Annotated in this window: 19 protein-coding genes and 1 tRNA gene; 6 read left to right on the top strand and 14 right to left on the bottom strand. The window is 72.5% G+C overall.

Features of this window, described 5'->3' with window-relative positions:
• Window positions 1-72: 72 nt before the first annotated feature.
• The 3 genes from ABD369_RS32540 to ABD369_RS32530 all read left to right on the top strand — a co-directional run bounded on the left by ABD369_RS32540 (window position 73) and on the right by ABD369_RS32530 (window position 2,463).
• Window positions 73-1,035 (top strand): acyl-CoA desaturase, encoded by a 963-nt coding sequence (locus tag ABD369_RS32540; protein WP_344640205.1) that lies wholly within the window; start codon window positions 73-75, stop codon window positions 1,033-1,035.
• Window positions 1,036-1,233: 198 nt separating this feature from the next.
• Window positions 1,234-1,836: a TetR family transcriptional regulator gene (locus ABD369_RS32535; protein WP_280701072.1), complete on the top strand. Its 603-nt coding sequence runs from the start codon at window positions 1,234-1,236 to the stop codon at window positions 1,834-1,836.
• Between the two features lie 132 nt (window positions 1,837-1,968).
• Window positions 1,969-2,463, top strand: a complete 495-nt coding sequence (locus ABD369_RS32530) for a MarR family winged helix-turn-helix transcriptional regulator (protein WP_344640204.1) — start codon at window positions 1,969-1,971, stop codon at window positions 2,461-2,463.
• A 43-nt stretch (window positions 2,464-2,506) separates the two neighbouring features.
• Here the strand turns inward: ABD369_RS32530 and ABD369_RS32525 are convergent, their stop codons facing one another.
• The 6 genes from ABD369_RS32525 to ABD369_RS32500 form a co-directional block, all read right to left on the bottom strand.
• Window positions 2,507-3,373: a LuxR C-terminal-related transcriptional regulator gene (locus ABD369_RS32525; RefSeq protein ID WP_344640203.1), complete on the bottom strand. Its 867-nt coding sequence runs from the start codon at window positions 3,371-3,373 to the stop codon at window positions 2,507-2,509.
• A 283-nt stretch (window positions 3,374-3,656) separates the two neighbouring features.
• Entirely contained in the window at window positions 3,657-4,625 is a 969-nt protein-coding gene (gene galE / locus ABD369_RS32520) for a UDP-glucose 4-epimerase GalE (protein ID WP_344640202.1), read from the bottom strand.
• On the bottom strand, window positions 4,622-5,725 hold the full coding sequence (gene galT, locus ABD369_RS32515; protein WP_344640201.1) for a galactose-1-phosphate uridylyltransferase: 1,104 nt from the start codon (window positions 5,723-5,725) through the stop codon (window positions 4,622-4,624). The genes galE and galT overlap by 4 nt, the downstream gene beginning before the upstream one ends.
• A 256-nt stretch (window positions 5,726-5,981) precedes the next feature.
• Window positions 5,982-6,650, bottom strand: coding sequence for a helix-turn-helix transcriptional regulator (locus ABD369_RS32510; protein WP_344640200.1), 669 nt, complete (start codon window positions 6,648-6,650; stop codon window positions 5,982-5,984).
• Window positions 6,651-6,863: 213 nt separating this feature from the next.
• A tRNA-Thr gene (locus ABD369_RS32505) sits at window positions 6,864-6,936 on the bottom strand.
• A 156-nt stretch (window positions 6,937-7,092) separates the two neighbouring features.
• On the bottom strand, window positions 7,093-7,491 hold the full coding sequence (locus ABD369_RS32500; protein ID WP_344640199.1) for a winged helix-turn-helix transcriptional regulator: 399 nt from the start codon (window positions 7,489-7,491) through the stop codon (window positions 7,093-7,095).
• Window positions 7,492-7,639: 148 nt separating this feature from the next.
• On the opposite strand from ABD369_RS32500, the gene ABD369_RS32495 reads away from it, so the two are divergent.
• Entirely contained in the window at window positions 7,640-8,236 is a 597-nt protein-coding gene (locus tag ABD369_RS32495) for a flavodoxin family protein (RefSeq protein ID WP_344640198.1), read from the top strand.
• Between the two features lie 41 nt (window positions 8,237-8,277).
• Here ABD369_RS32495 and ABD369_RS32490 read toward each other — a convergent pair whose 3' ends face one another.
• Window positions 8,278-9,654, bottom strand: a complete 1,377-nt coding sequence (locus ABD369_RS32490) for an MFS transporter (RefSeq protein ID WP_344640197.1) — start codon at window positions 9,652-9,654, stop codon at window positions 8,278-8,280.
• Between the two features lie 345 nt (window positions 9,655-9,999).
• Here ABD369_RS32490 and ABD369_RS32485 point away from each other — a divergent pair, with 345 nt between their 5' ends.
• On the top strand, window positions 10,000-11,838 hold the full coding sequence (locus tag ABD369_RS32485) for an FUSC family protein (protein ID WP_344640196.1): 1,839 nt from the start codon (window positions 10,000-10,002) through the stop codon (window positions 11,836-11,838).
• A 158-nt stretch (window positions 11,839-11,996) separates the two neighbouring features.
• On the opposite strand, the gene ABD369_RS32480 is transcribed toward ABD369_RS32485, so the two are convergent.
• Both ABD369_RS32480 and ABD369_RS32475 read right to left on the bottom strand, forming a co-directional pair.
• A complete protein-coding gene (locus ABD369_RS32480; RefSeq protein WP_344640195.1) occupies window positions 11,997-13,811 on the bottom strand; it encodes an ABC-F family ATP-binding cassette domain-containing protein in 1,815 nt (604 codons plus the stop codon).
• A gap of 76 nt (window positions 13,812-13,887) precedes the next feature.
• Window positions 13,888-14,523: a hypothetical protein gene (locus tag ABD369_RS32475; RefSeq protein WP_344640194.1), complete on the bottom strand. Its 636-nt coding sequence runs from the start codon at window positions 14,521-14,523 to the stop codon at window positions 13,888-13,890.
• A gap of 132 nt (window positions 14,524-14,655) precedes the next feature.
• Between ABD369_RS32475 and ABD369_RS32470 the strand changes: the two genes are divergently transcribed.
• The gene (locus tag ABD369_RS32470; protein ID WP_344640193.1) at window positions 14,656-14,997 is read left to right on the top strand and encodes a DUF6191 domain-containing protein; all 342 of its coding nucleotides are present in this window, start codon (window positions 14,656-14,658) and stop codon (window positions 14,995-14,997) included.
• Between the two features lie 36 nt (window positions 14,998-15,033).
• On the opposite strand, the gene ABD369_RS32465 is transcribed toward ABD369_RS32470, so the two are convergent.
• From ABD369_RS32465 to metG, 5 genes are all read right to left on the bottom strand, one after another.
• Window positions 15,034-15,948, bottom strand: a complete 915-nt coding sequence (locus tag ABD369_RS32465) for a 4-(cytidine 5'-diphospho)-2-C-methyl-D-erythritol kinase (protein ID WP_344640192.1) — start codon at window positions 15,946-15,948, stop codon at window positions 15,034-15,036.
• Window positions 15,945-16,829, bottom strand: a complete 885-nt coding sequence (rsmA, locus tag ABD369_RS32460; RefSeq protein WP_344640191.1) for a 16S rRNA (adenine(1518)-N(6)/adenine(1519)-N(6))-dimethyltransferase RsmA — start codon at window positions 16,827-16,829, stop codon at window positions 15,945-15,947. Before rsmA ends, ABD369_RS32465 begins: the two co-directional genes overlap by 4 nt.
• 27 nt (window positions 16,830-16,856) lie before the next feature.
• On the bottom strand, window positions 16,857-17,456 hold the full coding sequence (locus ABD369_RS32455; protein WP_344640190.1) for a Uma2 family endonuclease: 600 nt from the start codon (window positions 17,454-17,456) through the stop codon (window positions 16,857-16,859).
• Window positions 17,457-17,535: 79 nt separating this feature from the next.
• Window positions 17,536-18,411 (bottom strand): TatD family hydrolase, encoded by an 876-nt coding sequence (locus ABD369_RS32450; RefSeq protein WP_344640189.1) that lies wholly within the window; start codon window positions 18,409-18,411, stop codon window positions 17,536-17,538.
• Window positions 18,411-20,030, bottom strand: a complete 1,620-nt coding sequence (metG, locus tag ABD369_RS32445; RefSeq protein WP_344640188.1) for a methionine--tRNA ligase — start codon at window positions 20,028-20,030, stop codon at window positions 18,411-18,413. The genes ABD369_RS32450 and metG overlap by 1 nt, the downstream gene beginning before the upstream one ends.
• Window positions 20,031-20,095 lie beyond the last annotated feature (65 nt).

Below are 20,095 nucleotides of genomic sequence, written 5' to 3'. Positions count from 1 at the left end.
AGCCGCTCCACGCTACTTACGATGCCGTAGGTTACGGTCACGTAGGTTTTGCTGCTCCGACAAGGACCGCATATGACCATGCAGGCCAGCGAAGCGCCCCCGGACCCGGCAGGGGCCGCCGCCACCCAGCTCTCGGCCACCAGAGGCGGCGAGCGGCAGGGCCCGATCGAGCGAATCGCGCTCGCCCTCTTCATCGGAGTTCCGTTCCTGGCCCTGGTCGCGGCGGTCCCGGTCGCCTGGGGCCGCGGGCTCGGCTGGCGGGACCTGGCGATCACCACGGTGATGTACTTCCTCACCTGCCACGGCGTCACCGTCGGCTTCCACCGCTACTTCACCCACGGCGCCTTCAAGGCCAACCGCCCGCTGCGGATCGCACTGGCCGTGGCCGGCAGCCTTGCCGTCGAGGGCCCGCTGGTCCGCTGGGTGGCCGACCACCGCAGGCACCACCGCTTCAGCGACAAGGAGGGCGACCCGCACTCCCCCTGGCGCTTCGGCGAAACCGTCCCCGCGCTGGTGAAGGGGCTGTGGTGGGCGCACACCGGCTGGATGTTCGACCAGGAGCAGACCCCGCAGCTCAAGTACGCGCCCGACCTGGTCCGCGACCCGGCGATGCGGCGGATCTCCCGGCTGTTCTGGCTCTGGACCGCCCTCTCCCTGCTGGTCCCACCACTGGTCGGCGGACTGCTCTCGCTCTCCTGGGAGGGCGCGCTGACCGCCTTCTTCTGGGGCTCGCTGGTGCGGATCGCCCTGCTGCACCACGTCACCTGGTCGATCAACTCCATCTGCCACGCGATCGGCTCCCGCCCGTTCAGGTCCCGCGACCGCTCCGGGAACGTCTGGTGGCTGGCGGTGCTCTCCTGCGGCGAGTCCTGGCACAACCTGCACCACGCCGACCCCACCTCCGCCCGGCACGGTGTGCTGCGCGGGCAGCTCGACTCCTCCGCCCGGCTGATCCGCTGGTTCGAGCGGGCCGGCTGGGTCCACGACGTGCGCTGGCCCGATCCGGAGCGGATCGCCGCGCGCCGTGCCGCATGAGCGGGCGCCTGGGACCGGGCCGACGAATCGAGCTGGGGCATGAGCCGCTCCCTGCAGCATGATGTAGGGGTGAACGGGAGCAACGGAGACAGCGCAGGCGGCCAGCACCGGACCTCAGGAGCGGGGGCCGCGAGCCCCGAGGCCCCCCGGAACCGCTCCACTGCCCCCACCCGCGCGGCGAAGGGCGGCCGGGTCCGGATGACCGGCAAGCAGCGCCGCGAGCAGCTGCTGGACATCGGCCGCTCGGTCTTCGCGGAGCGCGGCTACGACGGCACCTCGGTCGAGGAGATCGCCGAACGGGCCGGGGTGTCCAAGCCGGTGGTCTACGAGCACTTCGGGGGCAAGGAGGGGCTGTACGCGGTCGTGGTCGACCGCGAGATGCAGCTGCTGCTCGACATGGTCACCGGGGCGCTCACCGGCGGGCACTCCCGCGAACTGCTGGAGCAGGCCGCCTTCGCGCTGATGGACTACATCGACACCTCCACCGACGGCTTCAAGATCCTGGTCCGGGACTCCCCGGTGGCCCAGTCCACCGGCACCTTCGCCTCGCTGATCAGCGACATCGCCACCCAGGTCGAGGACATCCTGGGCCTGGAGTTCAAGGCCCGAGGTTTCGACCCCCGGCTGGCGCCGATGTACTCCCAGATGCTGGTCGGCATGGTCGCGCTGACCGGGCAGTGGTGGCTGGAGGTGCGCAAGCCGCAGAAGGCCGAGGTCGCCGCCCACCTGGTCAACCTCGCCTGGCACGGGCTGGAGGGGCTGGAGCGCCACCCCAAACTGGTCGGCGAGCGGAAGCAGTAGTTCCCGGCGGGGCTCCCGACCGGGGGACGGGTGGGTGATTGGCAGGGAAACGGGGGGTTTGTCGATACCCGGAGCGTTCATCTTGATGTCAAGAGGCTTCATATCGACACACCCACCGATACACTGATCCACATGGAGGACGAGGTCGACCGGCTGGTCGCAGCATGGCGCCGCGAGCGCCCCGACCTCGATGTCGGGCCGCTGGAGGTGCTCAGCCGGGTCAGCCGGCTCGCACGCCACCTCGACCGCGCCCGCCGCACCGCCTTCGCCGAGCACGGTCTCGAACCCTGGGAGTTCGACGTGCTGACCGCCCTCCGCCGAGCCGGCTCCCCCTACCAGCTCTCCCCCGGCCAGCTGCTCACCCAGACCCTGGTGACCTCCGGCACGATGACCAACCGGATCGACCGGCTCACCGGAAAGGGCCTGGTCAAGCGACTGCCCGACCCGGACGACCGGCGCGGTGTGCTGGTCCGACTCACCGACGACGGCCGCGACCGCGCCGACCAGGCGCTCGCCGGGCTGCTCGCCCACGAGCGCGCCCTGCTCGCCGAGCTCAGCCCCGACCAGCAGCACGACCTGGCCGCCCTGCTCCGGCAGTTGGTCGCCCCCTTCGACAGCGCGGGGTGAGGCTCCGCCATCGGCGGCGAAGGCCGGGCCCCGGAGGTGTCGCCTACGGCGTGGCCGAGTGGGCCGGGAGCGGCGGCTCGGAGGGGCTGACGCCCGCTCGGCGGGCCACCGCGACGGCGGCGAGGGTGGAGTGGACGCCCAGCTTGCCCAGGACGTTCTGCATGTGGGTGCGGACGGTGTGCGGCGAGAGGTACAACCGCTCCGCCACCGCCTGCCGCCCGAGCCCGGCCACCATGCAGCGGAGCACCTCCTCCTCGCGGGGCGTCAGCGTCTCCACCAGCCGTTCGCTCTCCGTGCGGTCCCGCCGCGCTGAGGTCAACTCCCGTACCACGCCGGTCAGCAGGGCCGGCGGCAGGTGCGTCTCGCCCCGCAGCACCCCCCGGATCACCGCCATCAGCCGGGGCAGCGAACTGTCCTTGGCCACCCAGCCGCAGGCCCCCGCCTGCAGCGCACGCACCGCCCGCCCCGTGTCGTCCTCGGTGGCGAGCACGATCGCCCGCAGCGCCGGGTGGGCGCGGCAGGCCCGGGCGAGCAGGGCCAGCCCGTCCCCGGCCGGGGCTGCGGGGCTGGTCGCCGAGGGGGGCGGGACGCGGTGCGGCGCGCCCGTCGACGGGCCGGGCTGGCGGCGGCCGGCCGGTGCGGCGGGGAGCCGTCTGGTGCCGGGCTGCGGCTCGGACTCGGCGAGCGGACGGGGACGGCACGGCGGCGGGCCGGCCGGGGCCAGGTCGGCGTCGATCAGGACCACGTCGAAGGCCCGGCCCTCGGCGGCGGCCCGCTCCAGCGCGCGTTCGGCCGCGAGCGTGCTGCCGGCCGCGCCGACCTCGACATCGGGTTCGGCGGCGAGCGTGGCCGCCAGCGCTTCGGCGAAGATGCGGTGGTCGTCGACCACCAGGACCCGGATCCGCCCCATCGTCGTACCCTCCTGCTCAGGCGCCCGACCCCCACCGGTACCGCACTCAGCGTACGGCGCGCGGGGCGACTCGGCGGAGGTTTGGTGAACTTTCGGACCTGGCCCCGCGCGACGTCAGGATGTACCGAACCAGACTACGCGCACACCTTCCTGATGCAGCGCCAGGACAGCCGCGCGCCCCCTTCGGCCGCCCCCGACCGGTGTGTCCGCCGATCAGGTCACCCCCGCCGGGGCGGCGCCGCACCCGCTGCGGACGCCGGTCACGGTTCCCCGCGTTCCCGGGTCAGGAGGCCGCGCCGTCCAGCGCCAGGGTGAAGTTCCAGGCGTCTGCCACGATGTCGTCCAGCTGCGGGCGGCTGGGGCGCCAGCCGAGCACCTCCTGGGCCCGCTGCGCGGAGGCGACCAGCACGGCGGGGTCGCCGGGACGGCGCTCGGCGGTGACGACCGGGATCTCCCGGCCGGTGACCCGGCGGACCGACTCGATCACCTCGCGGACCGAGAAGCCGCTGCCGTTGCCGAGGTTGCAGACCAGGTGCTCGCCCGGCCTGGCGGCGTCCAGGGCCAGCAGGTGGGCCTCGGCGAGGTCGGCGACGTGGATGTAGTCGCGGATGCAGGTGCCGTCGGGGGTCGGGTAGTCGTCGCCGAACACGGCGATGTGCGGACGCTTGCCGAGGGCGGCCTGGAAGACCAGCGGGATCAGGTGCGACTCGGGCTCGTGCCGCTCGCCGTAGGAGCCGTACGCCCCGGCCACGTTGAAGTACCGCAGGCTGACGGCGGCGAGGCCGTGGGCGGCGCACTCACTGGCGATCAGGTGGTCCACGGCGAGCTTGGTGGCGCCGTAGGTGTTGGTCGGGGAGGTGCGGGAGGTCTCGGCGATCGGGACGCTCTCGGGCTCGCCGTAGACGGCGGCGGTGGAGGAGAAGACCAGCTTGCGCACCCCCGCCTTGCGCATCGCGCTGACCAGTTCGAGCGAACCGGCCACGTTGTTGCGCCAGTACTTCTCCGGGTCGGCGACCGACTCGCCGACCTGCGAGGAGGCGGCGAAGTGCAGCACCGCGTCGTAGGAGCCGTCCAGCACCTCGACGGCGTCCTGGATCCGCCCCCGGACGAACTCGGCGCCGGACGGCACACCGGCAGGGAACCCGGTGGAGAGGTCGTCGAGCACGGTGACCTGGTGGCCGGCCTCCAGCAGGTGGGCGGCGACCACACTGCCGACGTAGCCGGCTCCGCCGGTGACCAGGTACTTGCTCACGATGCGACCTCCCGCAGGCGCTGTGCCGCCGCCTCGGGCGACACGTCGTTGACGAACGCGTCCATGCCGGATTCCACCCCGGCCAGGAACTTGAGCTTGCCCACCGTACGCCGGATCGTGAACAGCTCCAGGTGAAGCGCGAGTTCGTCACCCCCAAGGGTGGGTGCCTGGTGCCAGGCCGCGATGTACGGCGTCGGTGCGATCGGGGCAGTCTGGCCCGCTTGGATGAAGAGCCGGTCAAAACGACGCAGCAATTCCAGGTAGAGCTTGGGAAACTCTGAGCGTTCGGGCTCGCTCAGCCAGGTCAGGTCGGCGACCCGGCGGTTGGGGTAGAGGTGCACCTCGTACGGCCAGCGGGCCGCGTACGGGACGAAGGCCGTCCAGTGCTCGCCCGCCAGCACCACCCGGGCGGGATCGCCGAGTTCGGCGGCGAGCAGGTCCTCGAAGAGGTTGCGGCCGGTGCGGGCGCGGTGGGCGGCGGCCTGCCCGGCCATCCGGGCGGTGCGCGGGGTGGTGAACGGGAAGGCGTAGATCTGACCGTGCGGATGGGCCAGGGTCACGCCGATCTCGGCACCCCGGTTCTCGAAGCAGAACACCTGCCGGACGCCCGGGAGGGCGGAGAGCTCGGCAGTCCGGTCGGTCCAGGCGTCCAGCACCAGGCGGGCTCTGGCCTCGGTGAGGTCGGCGAACGAGAGGTCGTGGCCGGCGGTGAAGCAGACCACCTCGCAGCGGCCGGCGCCGGGGAAGGCGAGGTGCAGCGGGTCCGCGCCGCCGCTGTCGGCGACCGCCGGGTGCAGGGCCAGCGCGGGGAAGCGGTTCTCGAAGACCACGACGTCGTAGTCGGCGGCGGGGATCTCACTCAGGCGGCCGTCCCTGGAGGGGCAGAGCGGGCACTCGTCCGCCGGCGGGTGGTACGTGCGGGCCTGGCGGTGTGCGGCGATGGTGACGTGGTCACCGGTCACCGGATCGCGGCGGATCTCGGAGAGCGGGGTGACGGCGGCGAGCGGGCGCAGGTCGCGGTCGTCCCGGGACGCGGTGTCGTCCGCGTCGAAGTAGATGAGCTCGCGGCCGTCCGCGAGCTTGGTCGTGGTCTTCTTCACGGCCTCGCCCTCCTCATCGCAGGATCGGAAACACATTCCAACAAGACCGATCACAAGTCAACAAGTCCGGGGTGCGAAAACGGAGCCGCGGGGCTCCGGACGTCAACCGCGGGTCCGTGAGACCCAGCCGCTCGCGCAGCGGTGGGCAGCGGTGGGCACCCGGGCGGCCGGATACCGCCCGAGGATGCGGGGAGCCGCCCTCCGGCGCTTCACGGGGCCAGGGGCGGCCGTGCTGCCCGGGCGCCCCTCGGTTCGCCTACGCGCCCGACACCCGGTCGAGAAGCCCCGTACGGGCGGCGACCGCGGTGGCCTCCAGGCGGGTGCGCGCGCCGAGCTTCATCAGGACCCGCTGGACGTGGGTACGGGCGGTGCTGGGGGCGATGCCCATGCCGGCGGCGATGCCGGCGGTGTCCTCGCCCTCGGCGATCCTGAGCAGCACCTGGACCTCACGCCGGGTCAGCAACCTGAGCAGCCGCAGCGCATCGTCGTCCGGCTCCACCGCGGGCCTGAGCAGCCGTTCGAAGGCGCCTTGCAGGACGTCCGCGGCGACCGCCGCCTCCCCGGCCCGGACCCGGGCGATGGCCCGCTCCACGACCTCGATCCGCTCGTCGCTGCGGACGTACCCGGCGGCCCCGGCGGCGAAGGCGGCGGCCACCCGCCCGGGCTCGCCGACCGGCCCGAGGACCACGACGGAGATCTCGGGACGCTCCCGGCGCAGCCGCCGTACGGGATCGAACGTGTCCGGCTCGCCCGACCCGGACACGCCGAGCAGACAGACCTCGGGGCGGCGCCCGACGATCAGTTCGCCGACCGTCCGGGACGGCGAGCCGATCGCGAGCACCCGGTGCCCGCGCAGCTGCAGGGCCGCCGCCAGCGCCTCCGCCAGCAGCCGGTGGTCGTCGACCACCACGAGTCGAACGCCCATGGCGCCCTCCCAGTCCCCGTCCGGCCTGCCGCGGCATCCGTCCGCACGGCCGACCGCCAATGACGCACCATCACAGCGCATACCCGGCCGGGACCGCTAGGCCGCGTACTCGCCGCAAGCCATGTGGCGGACCCCGGACGGAACGGGCCGCGCGGAACAGGCGACACGAAACGACGAAGGCCCCCGCCTTACGGCGAGGGCCTCGTTCTACTGAGCCCCCAAACGGAATCGAACCGTTGACCTTCTCCTTACCATGGAGACGCTCTACCGACTGAGCTATAGGGGCCTGTCCTGCGGGGCTTTTCCGTCCCGCTCGAACGAGGAAGACATTACCCGGTCAGCGGCCCGAAAGTGAAATCGACCCCGGTCGCCACCCCGCGGCCACCCCCGCCACCTCGCGGCCACCCCGCCGCCCCGCGGCCACGCCCCCTCGACTGCGACCTCAGTCCGCGACGGAGGAGCAGCGCGAGCCGTCGAACACCCTCCGGGCCTCCAGCACGGAGCCGCTGTTCTCCTCGACCCACTCCGCGACCGGGACCAGCCGCTCGGCGAGCGAGCGCCCCAGCGGCAGCAGGCCGTAGACGACCCGCGGCGGGGTCTCGGGGTGGACGGTGCGGCGCACCAGCCCGCTCCGCTCGAGCTCGCGCAGGGTCTGGGTGAGCATCTTGCGGCTCACTCCGGTGACGGACCGCTGCAGTTCGGAGAACCTCTGCTCACCCAGCTCGTGCAGGCTGAGCAGGAGGAGCAGCGACCACTTGTCGGCGAGCTCGGCGAAGACGTTCCGACTGGGACAGAAGGCGGCGAAGACGTCGTACTCGGAGTGCTGCTGCGGATGGGCCATGTGATCCAGGGTACGCGCGCAGGTCTCTATTCCATACTTGGTATCTGATGGAGACCTGGTCTACATTAGAGACCGCAGGGGTCGGGGAGCGCCAGAGCGCCCTCCCCGACCCTCCCGTTCATCCCGACGCCACAGGAGTCATCGCGCCATGACCACCGCCACCCCCACCGTCGCCATCGCCTACCACTCCGGCTACGGCCACACCGCCGTGCTCGCCGAGGCCGTTGCCCGCGGTGCCGCCGCCGGTGGGGCCGAGGTCGTCCGGATAGCCGTTGACACCATCACCGAGGAGCAGTGGGCCCAGCTGGACGCCGCCGACGCGATCGTCTTCGGTTCGCCGACCTACATGGGCACCGCCTCGGCCGCCTTCCACACCTTCGCCGAGAACTCCTCGAAGCGCTGGTTCACCAATGCCTGGAAGGACAAGCTGGCGGCCGGCTTCACCAACTCCGCCTCGAAGAGCGGCGACAAGCTGCACACCCTGCAGTTCTTCACCGTGCTGGCCGCCCAGCACGGCATGCAGTGGGTCAACCTGGGCCTGCACCCGGGCTGGAACAGCTCCACCGCCTCCGAGGAGGACATCAACCGCCTCGGCTTCTTCCTCGGCGCCGCCGCCCAGAGCAACAACGACCAGGGCCCGGAGGGCGTCCACAAGGCCGACATCGCCACCGCCGAGCACCTGGGCGAGCGCGTCGCCAAGCAGGCCGTCGTCCTGGTCGCCGGCCGTACCGCGCTGGGCCTCTGACCGACCGGCAGACCAGGTCCCGGGGCGCGGGGACCGCACGATCAGCCCTCCACCGAGGTGCTCGGCTGGTCGGACGGCTCCCCGCGCCCCTGGCGCACCACCCTCGCGCCGAGAGCGGGCCCACGCGTCTCCGGCAGCGCGTACAGGCACAGCAGCGACGCCACCCCGATCCCGGCCAGGTACCAGCCGACCGGCTCGGCCGTCCCGTACATCCCGGTGAGCCGGGCCGCCACCAGCGGCGCCGTCGCCCCGCCGACCACCCCGCCGAGGTTGAAGGCGAGCGAGGCGCCCGTGTAGCGCACCCGGGTCGGGAACAGCTCCGGCAGATACGCCGCCACCGGCCCGAACAGGCAGCCGAGCACCGCCATCGCACCGATCACCCCCAGCGCCACCAGCGGCGTACGCGCCGTCTGCAGCAGCGGGAAGAGCAGCAGCGACCAGCCGACCGCGAGCGCGCTGGCCAGCCGCAGCGTCCGGCGCCGACCCCAGCGGTCGCTGAGCCCGGCGCAGTACCAGGCGGCCGCGCCCTTCGGCACCGCGCCCGCCAGCAGCAGGGCCAGCATCAGCCCCCGCCCGATGCCCAACTGCTCGGTGGCGTAGGCCAGCGCGTAGGTGGTGGTCAGGTAGAACAGCGCGTACCCGATCATGATCGCGCCGCCCGCGGACAGCACCGTGCGGCCGTGCCCGCGCAGCACCTCGGCGGCCGGCGCCTTGGCGCGCTCGGTCTGCCGCGCGAAGACCGGCGTCTCGCCGATCCGCAGCCGGACGAACAGACCGGTCGCGACCAGCCCGACCGAGGCGAGGAACGGCACCCGCCAGCCCCAGTCGGCGAAGGCACGCTCGCTCAGCACCTCCGAGAGCAGCAGGAACACCCCGGTGGCGGCGAAGAAACCCAGACAGGGCCCGAGTTGGAGGTAGCCGCCGTACCGGCCGCGCCGCTCCGCCGGAGCGTTCTCGGCCAACAGCAGCGCCGCGCCGCCCCACTCCCCGCCCAACCCGAAGCCCTGCAGCGCCCGCAGCGCCACCAGCGCCACCGGCGCCCAGATCCCCCAGGACCCGTACCCGGGCAGCACGCCGACGGCCACCGTGGAGACGCCCATCAGCAACAGCGAGACCACCAGGGTCGTCTTGCGGCCCAGCCGGTCGCCGAAGTGCCCGAACACCAGGGCACCCAGCGGACGCCCGACGAAGGCCACCGAGTACACCGAGAATGATGCCAGCAACCCACCGGCGCGCCCGAGTTCGGGGAAGAAGACCTTGCCGAAGACCAGCGCGACGGCCGTCCCGTAGATGAAGAAGTCGTAGTACTCGATCGTGGTGCCGATCAGCGCCGAGACGGCGATCGGGCGCAGGTCCGGTACCGCTGTCGGCGACTGTTCGGACGATGCGTCAGAAGTGCTCTCTGGTGCAGGAGTCATGCAACCCACAGTGACGGCGCGACAGTCAGTGGTGACAGCGCGCACACGGGTGAACCGGGAGCATACGAACCGTCACCCGCCGGGGTGGTGCGCCGATCCGCCACACCCGTCCGGTACGGGGAGGCCACGCCGATAGACTGAGCCCGAACCGGATTCGCCCGGTCCGGTCCCATCTGCCGCGCAACGTCGCACAGCAGCGACGTCCCGACGCCCTCCCGGCGGACCGGGGCATCAGCGGAAGGCACACGACCCTTGTCAGCCCCTGGATCCTCCGGACCCGACAGTCCCGGCCCCGACCGCTCGCCCGCCTGGTGGGCCCGGGCCGCCCGGCCGGTCAGACCGCCGATGCCCCGGACGCTGATGCTCCGGGCCGCCCTCGGGATGGCGACCCCGCTCTTCCTCGGCCTGCTGTTCGGCCGGCTCGACCTGGGCGTCTTCGCCGGCCTCGGCGCGATGCACGCGACCATGAACGACCGCGTCGAACCGGCCCGGCTGCGCGCCCCGAGGATCGCCGCCGCCCTGTTCGCCTCCTCCCTCGGCATGCTGATCGGCACCGCCCTCCAGTACGAGGGCGGCGACCCGCTCACGGTCGGCCTCGCGCTCACCGCCGTCGCCTTCGCCTCCGGAGCGATCAGCGCCACCGGTCCGCGCGGCTCGTCCTCCGGCATGCTGCTGCTGGTCTCGGCCTCCCTCGGCAGCGGCATGGCGCTGCCGCGCCCCTGGTGGGCGGCGCCGCTGATGATGCTTGCCGGCGCCGCGTTCGTGGTCCTGCTCGGGCTGCCGCACCGCGCCCACCGCAGCTTCCCCCGCTCCGACCCCCGCCGCCGGGCCCTGGCGGCCGCGTACGAGGCGCTCGGCGACACCCTCGCCGCACTCGGCACGCCGCAGGGCGCCGCCCGCCGCCAGGTGCTGACCGCCCGGCTGAACCAGCTTCAGGACCTGCTCCCGCACGCCCGCCCCGGCCGTCAGGAACCGGATCACGTCCAGCGGCTGCGCCGGATGTACGAAGCCGGACTCGCCGCCACCGAGACCGCCACCGGGCTGCTCTGGGCCTGGCGCCCGGTCCCGCCCGCGGTGGCCGAACTGCCCGGCCGGCTGGCCCGCGCGGTACTCGGCGGCCCGCAGCCCGAGTACCCCGGCTGGGAGCCGGACACCCCGGCCCTCAAGGCCCTGGACATCGCCCTGCGCGCCGCCACCGACACCGTCGCGGGCCGCCCGGCCGAACCCGGCACCGCGCCCGCGCCGCCCCCGGACCCCTGGCGGCTGCGCGTCCGTCTGCTCTCCGGGGGCTCGGTCCGGTACGGCCTGCGGGTGGCGCTCTGCATCGCGGTCGCCGAACTGGCCGGCGCCCTGCTGCCGCCGGGCCGCACCTACTGGGTGCCGATGACGGTGGCCTTCGTCCTCAAGCCGGACCTCGGCTCGGTCTTCCTGCGGGCGGTCAGCCGCTCGGTCGGCACCGTGCTCGGCGTGGCGGTGACGGCGGCGCTGCTCCTGGCCACCACCGACAAGTGGGCGTTGGCGCTGATCGCCTCGGGCTGCGTCGCGCTGCTGCCGTACTCGGCGGCCGCGCACTACGGGCTGAACACGGCCGTGATGACCCCGATGGCCCTGGTCCTGGTCCAGCTCGGCGGGGAGAGCGGGATGGCCGAGTTCTGGCCCCGGGTCCTGGACACCGCCCTGGCCAGCGCGATCGTGCTGGTCTTCGGCTACCTGCTCTGGCCCGAGCGACCCCCGCACCGGATCGAACCCCGGCTGGTCACCGCCGCCACCGCGCTGCGCGAGTACCTGGCCTCGGTGGCCGGGTCCCCACAGGCACCGGTCGCCGAGGTCTGGCTGCGCCGAACCGCCTACCGGGCCCTGGCCGACGCCCGCCAGGAGGTGCAGCAGGGGCTCACCGAACCCCCGCCCGCCGGCCGGCTCGCCAGCCAGTGGCTGCCCGCGACCGCCGCCCTGGAACGCCTCAGCGGTGCGGTCGCCGCCTACGCCGCCCAGATCCGCTACGGCGGCCGAACCCCCGAACCCGCCGAGATCCAGCGGGTGTTCGACGCCCTCGACCACCTCACCGCCGCTGCCCGTGCCCACCAGCCGCCGACCGGAAGGGCCGCCCGGCCGACCGGACCGCACGATCCCTCGCGCAGCGCGATCGGCCGGGCGGCCGACGAACTCGACGTCCTACTGGGCTGACGGCCGCTCAGCTGCAACTCCCGCCGGTGGAGCCGTCCTTGTGGACAGCCGGCACCCCGGCGGCAGCGGAAGTCGGGGCACCACGAACCACCCGGACCCCGACGACCGGCCGACCGGATCGAACCCGGCCGGCCCGGGCCGCCGACGGCACGGTCCGGTCAGACCTGCTCGGCCAGCTCCAGCCAGGCCATCTCCAGCTCCTCCTTCTCCTCCCGGACCTTGCGCAGCTGGGCGTCCAGCTCCGCGACCTTGGAGAAGTCGGCGGCGTGCTCCGCGAGTTGGGTGTGCAGCTTGGACTCCTGCTGGTCCAGTTTGGCGATCTGCCGCTCCAGCTTCTGCATCTCCTTCTTGGCGACCCGCACGTCCGCGGCGGACTTCTCCGCCACCGGAGCCGCCACCGTCGCGGCGGCGACCGCCGCCGTCGCCGACACCGCCTCAGCCAGCTTCGCCCGCCGGTCCAGGTACTCGTCCACCCCGCCCGGCAGCATCCGCATCCGCCGGTCCCCGAGCAGCGCGTACACGGTGTCCGTGGTCCGCTCGATGAAGAACCGGTCGTGGCTGATCACCACCATCGACCCGGGCCACCCGTCCAGCACGTCCTCCAGCTGGTTCAGGGTCTCGATGTCCAGGTCGTTCGTCGGCTCGTCCAGGAACAGCACGTTCGGCTCGTCCATCAGCAGCCGCAGCAGCTGCAGCCGCCGGCGCTCGCCACCGGACAGGTCCCCGACCGGCGTCCACTGCTTGTCCTTGCCGAAGCCGAACTGCTCGCACAGCTGACCGGCGCTCATCTCCCGGCCCTTGCCGAGGTCGACCCGCCCGCGCACCTGCTCCACGGCCTGCAGCACCCGGGTGGCCGGGTCCAGCTCGTGCACCTCCTGCGAGAGGTACGCCAGCCGTACGGTCTTGCCGACCTTGATCACGCCACCCGACGGCTGCACGTCGCCGTCGGTGGCGTAGGCGGCCTGCATGGCCCGCAGCAGCGAGGTCTTGCCGGCGCCGTTGACGCCGAGCAGGCCGATCCGGTCGCCGGGGCCGAGCTGCCAGGTGAGCCGCTCCAGCAGCAGCTTCTCGCCGGCCTTGACGGTGATGTCCTCGAGGTCGAAGACGGTACGGCCCAGCCGGGCGTTGGCGAACTTCATCAGCTCGCTCTTGTCGCGAGGCTCCGGCACGTCGGCGATCAGCGCGTTGGCGGCCTCGATCCGGTAGCGCGGCTTGGAGGTCCGGGCGGGGGCGCCGCGGCGCAGCCAGGCCAGTTCCTTGCGGGCCAGGTTCTGCCGCTTCTGCTCCTCGGTGGCCTCGATCCTGGCGCGCTCGGCGCGGGCGAACACGTAGTCGGAGTAGCCGCCCTCGTACTCGCGGACCCCACCGCGCTGGACGTCCCACATCCGGGTGCAGACCTGGTCCAGGAACCAGCGGTCGTGGGTCACGCAGACCAGCGCGGAGCGGCGCTTCTGCAGGTGCTGGGCGAGCCAGGCGATGCCCTCGACGTCCAGGTGGTTGGTGGGCTCGTCCAGCACGATCAGGTCCGGCTCGCCGAGCAACAGCTTGGCCAGCGCGATCCGGCGGCGCTCGCCACCGGAGAGCGGACCGATCACGGTGTCCAGGCCGTCCTTGAACCCGGGCAGGTCGAGGCCGCCGAACAGGCCCTGGATGATGTCGCGGATCCGGCTGTCGCCGAGCCACTCGTGGTCGGCGCGGTCGGCGATCACCTCGTGCCGGATGGTGGCCTTCGGGTCGAGCGAGTCGTGCTGGGTGAGTACCGCCAGCTGCAGCCCGCCGGACCAGGTGATCCGGCCGCTGTCCGGCTCCTCCAGCTTGGCGAGCATCCGGATCAGGGTGGTCTTGCCGTCGCCGTTGCGGCCGACGACGCCGATCCGGTCCCCCTCGCTGACGCCGAGGCTCACGCCGTCGAGCAGGGCCCGCGTGCCGTAGACCTTGGTGACGGACTCGATGGTGGCGAGGTTGACGGCCACTGCTGCTGCGCTCCTGGGAGGGGTCGGGGAATGTTCTCCGCCGTACCAGCCTAGTGGTCGCCGTCCCCCGGGTGGACTAGAAGAAGATCGCCCCGATCACACCCAGCACCACCGCCCCGAAGAGGGTCAGCATCGCCGCCGCCCCGAAGAACACGAACAGGCCGAGGAGCAGCGGTACCAGCGTCCCCCAGGGCTGCGGGTTGGCCCGCAGCGGAACGCCCGTCTCTACCTTGACCCTCCGCGGCCCGGCTGCCGGGAACATCAGCAGGAACGCGGCCCCGCAGAAGATGCCGAAGACCCCCGCCAGGTCCATCCCGGCGTTCAGCACCCCGGGCTGGACGTAGCCGCCGCCGTCCGTGCGGCGCAGCTCGGCGGGCTTGCCGACGTCCACCCGGGCGTTGGTGATGTGCGCGGCCGGGTCGGTGGGCGAACCGTTGTGCGGGACGAAGGGGCCCTCGCACTGGCGGGTGCGGCTCTTCCCCGCGCCCTCGTTGTGGCAGTGCGCGGCCGTGAAGGTGCCGGGCGTGCCGGCCATGTCGGACGTGTAGCGGAACTCGTCCGCCGGGAAGCGCACCAGCCAGCCCGCCAGCGCCAGCACCCCGATCGCGAACAGCGTGCCGACCGCCGTCAGCGCCCAGTTGGGCCCCGGGTCCCGCGCCGGCACGCCCTCCGCCCCGGCACCGTCCTCCGCACCTGCGACCTGCTGTTCCATCCCCCGTACCTCCCGCGTCTCGGCGGGAGCGTACCGGGGCTTCCTGACAGCCCCGACGCGGCCGGGGTCGAAGTGATGCCGCGATCAGGAAACCGCACGGAACAACCGTCCGCGCGCGGGCGTTCCCCGCTCATGGTGCGCTTACTGACCGGCCCGTTCGCCGTCCTGCTGATCGTGGTCCCGCTCTTCCTGGCCGCCGCCCTGAAGACGGCCGTCGCCCGCGCCCAGCGCCACGGGCTGTTCCCCGGCCGGCTGCAGGTGCACGCCGATCCCGGGACGCGCGGCGCCGGGGCGACCGCCACCGAGGAGTTGCACGCCCTGCTCTACCCGGGCAAGCGGGTCCAGCTGGAGGAACGACGGATCGCCCTGGTACTGCGCGACGACGAGCACGACGGCGCCCCGAAACGCACCGGCATCGACCTCGCAGCGGGCACCGCCAGGATCAGCAGGCCGCCCCGCCCCGAGCAGTCCTGAGCCGCCTGCGGGACGGCTCCCCGGCGAACCCCTTCGTCAGCTGACCCGGGCGCCCGGCACCGGACCGTACGTCGCGTGGGCGGCCCGGCAAGTCCCGGACTCCTCAAGGGACTTGGCGATGGCAGCCGCCGCCTCCGCGTCCTTCGCCAGGAACGCGCAGGTCGGTCCGGAGCCGGAGACCAGGGCGCCGATCGCGCCGGCCTCGGTGCCGGCCCGCAGGGTCTCCGCCAGCGCGGGACGCAGCGAGATCGCCGGGGCCTGCAGGTCGTTGGTGAGCGCGGCGGCCAGTGCCACCGGGTCGCCGTCGGCGAGTGCGGCGAGCAGCGCCGGGTCGGCGTCCGGGGTGGGGACGTCGGCGTCCGAGGAGCCGGTGCCCGCCTCCTCGCGCAGCCGGTCGCACTCGCGGAAGACGGCCGGGGTGGAGAGCCCGCCGTCGGCGACCGCGAAGACCCAGTGGAAGGTGCCGGCGACCGGCAGCGGCTCCAGGATCTCGCCTCGTCCGCGCCCCAGCGCGACCCCGCCGACCAGCGCGAACGGCACGTCCGAGCCGAGCTCCGCCGCCAGCTCCAGCAGCGTCTCGAACGGGGTGTCCAGACCCCACAGCGCGTCGCAGGCCACCAGTGCCGCGGCGCCGTCCGCGCTGCCGCCCGCCATGCCGCCCGCGACCGGGATGGCCTTGGCGATGTGCAGCCGGACGTTCGGTGTGACGCCGTGGTGGGCGGCCAGCAGCCGGGCCGCCCGGGCTGCGAGGTTGCTGTCGTCCAGCGGGACGCTCGCGGCGTCGGGGCCGGTGCAGGTGAGCGTCACGCCCTCGCCGGGTTCGGCCGTCACCTCGTCGCCCAGGGCCACGGCGAAGAAGACGTTGGCCAGGTCGTGGAAGCCGTCGGCGCGCAGGCCGCCGACCCCCAGCTGGACGTTGACCTTGGCGGGCACGCGTACGGTGACGGTCACTCGGAGTCCTTCACGGGCTTGTGCTCGGCGATGGCCGCGAACTGTTCCACCGTCAGCATCTCGCCGCGCAGCCGGTGGTCGATCCCGGCGGCGGCCAACGCCTGCTCGGCGGCGGCCGGCGAGCCGGCCCAGCCGGCCAGCGCGGCGCGCAGGGTCTTGCGGCGCTGGGCGAAGGCGGCGTCCACCACGGCGAAGACCTCCTCGCGGCTGGCGGCGGTCTTCGGGGGCTCCCGGCGGATCAGCGAGACCAGGCCGGAGTCCACGTTCGGCGCGGGCCAGAAGACGTTGCGGCCGATCGCGCCGGCGCGCTTCACGTCCGCGTACCAGTTGGCCTTCACCGACGGCACGCCGTACACCTTGTTGCCGGGCTTGGCGGCGAGCCGGTCGGCGACCTCGGACTGCACCATCACCAGGGTGCGCTCGATGCTCGGGAAGGTGGCCAGCATGTGCAGCAGCACCGGGACGGCCACGTTGTAGGGCAGGTTGGCGACCAGCGCGGTCGGCGCCGGCCCCGGCAGCTCGGTGACCTCCATCGCGTCGGAGAGCACCAGGTTGAAGTTCTCGGCCTTCTCGGGCATCCGGGCCGCGACCGTGGTCGGCAGGTGCTGGGCCAGCAGCGGGTCGATCTCCACCGCCGTGACGTGCCTGGCGACCTCCAGCAGCGCAAGGGTCAGCGACCCGAGCCCGGGCCCGACCTCGACCACCGCGTCCTCGGGCGTCACCTCGGCGGCCCGGACGATCCGCCGCACCGTGTTGCCGTCGATGACGAAGTTCTGCCCGCGCTGCTTGGTCGGCTTCACGCCGAACGCCTCCGCCAGCTCGCGGATGTCGGAGGCGCCGAGGAGGTGACTGTCGGAGGGGGTGGGGTCAGTGCTGCTCACGCGCCAAGGATACGGGCGTGGGGGTGGTCAGAGTTCGACGGCCTTCCTGAGGTCGATCTCGACGGGGTAGGGCAGCTCGGTGCGGAGCACGTGCTCGTGCTGGGCGACCGGGAGGTAGACGCCCTTCTCCTCGTCGCGGTGGAACTCGTGGACGATCGGGAGGTCGTCGATGCCGCGCTCGACCCGCCAGTAGTACGGGATCTTCTTCTCGGCGTACTGGCCGGGCTTGCGGAAGCGGTCGGTAGCCCGCGTACCGTGCGAGACGACCTCGACCGCCAGGACCACGGACTCCGGCGGAAGGCATTCCAGCTCGAAGACATCGATGCCGGTCTTGTCGAACACCACGACATCCGGCTTGGTCGTATTGGCCTCGTCGAGCAGGACGCGGCGCTCGACGTTCGTCGCGTAGGGCGCGACCCGCGCGGTGCGGAGAGCCGAGTACAGCTCATCGCGCACCTGGTCATGCCACTGATTCGTCTGCCCCCGGACCACGATGACTCCGTCCACCAGATCCCATTCGAACGGCAGATCGACGTCCTTGACCTGCTCGTACGTCCAGCCCTGGGACGGCGCGTTCATCCAGTCGATCGGCTCGGCGGTCATCGCCACCTCCCTCACTGCACTCATGCTAGCCAGCATGGCAGCGCGGCAAGAGTGCCGAATCGTTTCTCCACGACCCGATCTTCGCGCGAGTCGCACCCGTGCGTCAGTACCCGAACGCCCGCGCCGTGTTCGCCGCGATCGCCGTGGCCAGCTCGTCCTCGTGCAGGTCGAGCGTCGCCGCCATCGAGCGGACCGTGACCGGGATCAGGTACGGCGCGTTGGGGCGGCCCCGGTACGGGTGCGGAGTGAGGAAGGGGGCGTCGGTCTCGACCAGGATCCGGTCCAGCGGGGTGGCGGCCAGGGCGTCCCGCAGCGGCTGGTTGGCCTTGAAGGTGACCGGGCCCGCGAAGGAGAGGTACCAACCGTGCTCGGCGCAGGTCTTGGCCATCGCGGCGTCGCCGGAGTAGCAGTGGAAGACCGTCCGCTCGGGCGCGCCCTCCTCCAGCAGGACGGCGATGACGTCCTCGTGGGCGTCCCGGTCGTGGATGACCAGCGCCTTGCCGTGCCGCTTGGCGATCTCGATGTGCCGCCGGAAGGACTCCTTCTGCAGGTCCACGCCCTCGGGCCCGGTACGGAAGTAGTCCAGCCCGGTCTCGCCGACGGCCTTCACCTGCGGCAGCGCCGCCAGCGCGTCTATCTCGGCGAGCGCCGCGTCCAGCGCCGTCATCCCGCCGGCCGGGCGCTGCTGCCCGGACCAGCCGTCGGGGTCGCCGAGGAAGATCCTCGGCGCCTCGTTGGGGTGCAGCGCCACCGCGGCGTGCACCTGCTCGAACTCCTCGGCCAGGGACGCCGCCCAGCGCGAACCGGGCACGTCGCAGCCCACCTGGACGACCGTGGTCACCCCGACCGAAGCGGCCTTGGCCAGGCCCTCGGCGGGGGTGCCGGACTGCATGTCCAGGTGGGTGTGCGAATCGGCCACCGCCACCGCCAACGGCTCGGGCAGCGGCGGCGGGGTCGACCGGTCGGCGTCCTTGGCCATCAGGCGGCGGGCTTCTCTTCGAGACGGGGGAACAGGATGTCGCCCTTGGTGACGGTGGTCCCGGCGGGCAGCCGGCCCCAGTCGGCGACGGTGGCGATGGTCTGCTCGCCCAGCGCGCCCAGCGACTCCTCCGCGCCGAGCGAGTCCCACAGCTTCTGCGAGGCGACCGGCATCAGCGGGTTGAGGAGCACCGCGGTGGCCCGCAGCGCCTCGGCCGCGGTGTAGAGGATGGTGGCCAGACGGGCCTGGCCCTCCTCGGACTCGTCCTTGGCGACCTTCCACGGCTCCTGCTCGGTCAGGTAGCCGTTGACCAGCTTGATGAAGTCGAAGACCGCCGCGATGCCGCCCGCGAAGTCCAGCTCCTCGCCGATCTTGCGATCGGCCAGCTCGGCGGCCTTGGCCAGCCCGTCACGGACGGCCTGCTCGGCCGCACCGGCGGCGGTCGCCGCCGGCAGCGTGCCCTCGAAGTACTTGCCGACCATGGCCGCCACCCGCGAGGCCAGGTTGCCGAAGTCGTTGGCCAGCTCGGAGGTGTACCGGGCGGTGAAGTCCTCCCAGGAGAACGAGCCGTCGGTGCCGAACGGGATCGCCCGCAGGAAGTAGTAGCGGTACGCGTCCACGCCGAAGTGCGAGGTCAGGTCGGTCGGCGCGATACCGGTCAGGTTGGACTTGGACATCTTCTCGCCGCCGACCATCAGCCAACCGTTGGCGACGACCCGCTTGGGCAGCGGCAGACCGGCGGCCATCAGCATCGCGGGCCAGATCACCGCGTGGAATCGCAGGATGTCCTTGCCGACCAGGTGTACCGAGGCCGGCCACAGCTGCTCGAAGCGCGCCTGGTCCGCGCCGTAACCGGCGGCGGTGATGTAGTTCTGCAGCGCGTCCACCCACACGTACAGCACGTGCTTCTCGTCCCAGGGCAGCGGCACGCCCCAGTTGAAGGTGGACCGGGAGATCGACAGGTCCTTGAGGTCCTGCTCGACGAAGCGCAGCACCTCGTTGCGGGCGGAGGCGGGCGCGATGAAGTCGGGGTTCTGGGCGTAGAACTCCAGCAGCTTCGGACCGTAGGCGGACAGCCGGAAGAAGTAGTTCTCCTCCTCCAGCCACTCGACCGGCCTCTTGTGCACGGCGCAGAGCTTCTCGTCGTCGCTCGCGCCCGGCAGCAGCTCACCGGGGAGCTTGTACTCCTCGCAGGCCACGCAGTACGGGCCGGAGTAGCCGCCCTTGTAGATCTCGCCCTTGTCGTACAGGTCCTGGACGAACTCCTGGACGCGGTCGGTGTGCCGCTTCTGGGTGGTCCGGATGAAGTCGTCGTTGGCGATGTTCAGGTGCTGCCAGAGCGGCTTCCACGCCTCCTCGACCAGCTTGTCGCACCACTCCTGCGGGGTGACGCCGTTGGCCTCCGCCGTGCGCAGGATCTTCTGACCGTGCTCGTCCGTACCGGTCAGGTACCACACCTGCTCGCCGCGCTGGCGGTGCCAGCGGGTGAGTACGTCGCCCGCGACGGTCGTGTACGCGTGGCCCAGGTGCGGGCGATCGTTCACGTAGTAGATCGGGGTGGTGACGTAGTACGCCGAGTCGGAGCGCTCGGTGGTGCTGTGGTCTTCAGTGGCCGCCATGCTCCGAAATCTTAGCCGCGCGAAGGAACCGCCCTCGACCGACTTACTCGGGGGTGGCCCCTTCG

The organism is Kitasatospora cystarginea (assembly GCF_039533515.1).
Lineage (GTDB): Bacteria > Actinomycetota > Actinomycetes > Streptomycetales > Streptomycetaceae > Kitasatospora > Kitasatospora cystarginea.
This window is presented reverse-complemented; position numbering and strand designations above follow the sequence as displayed.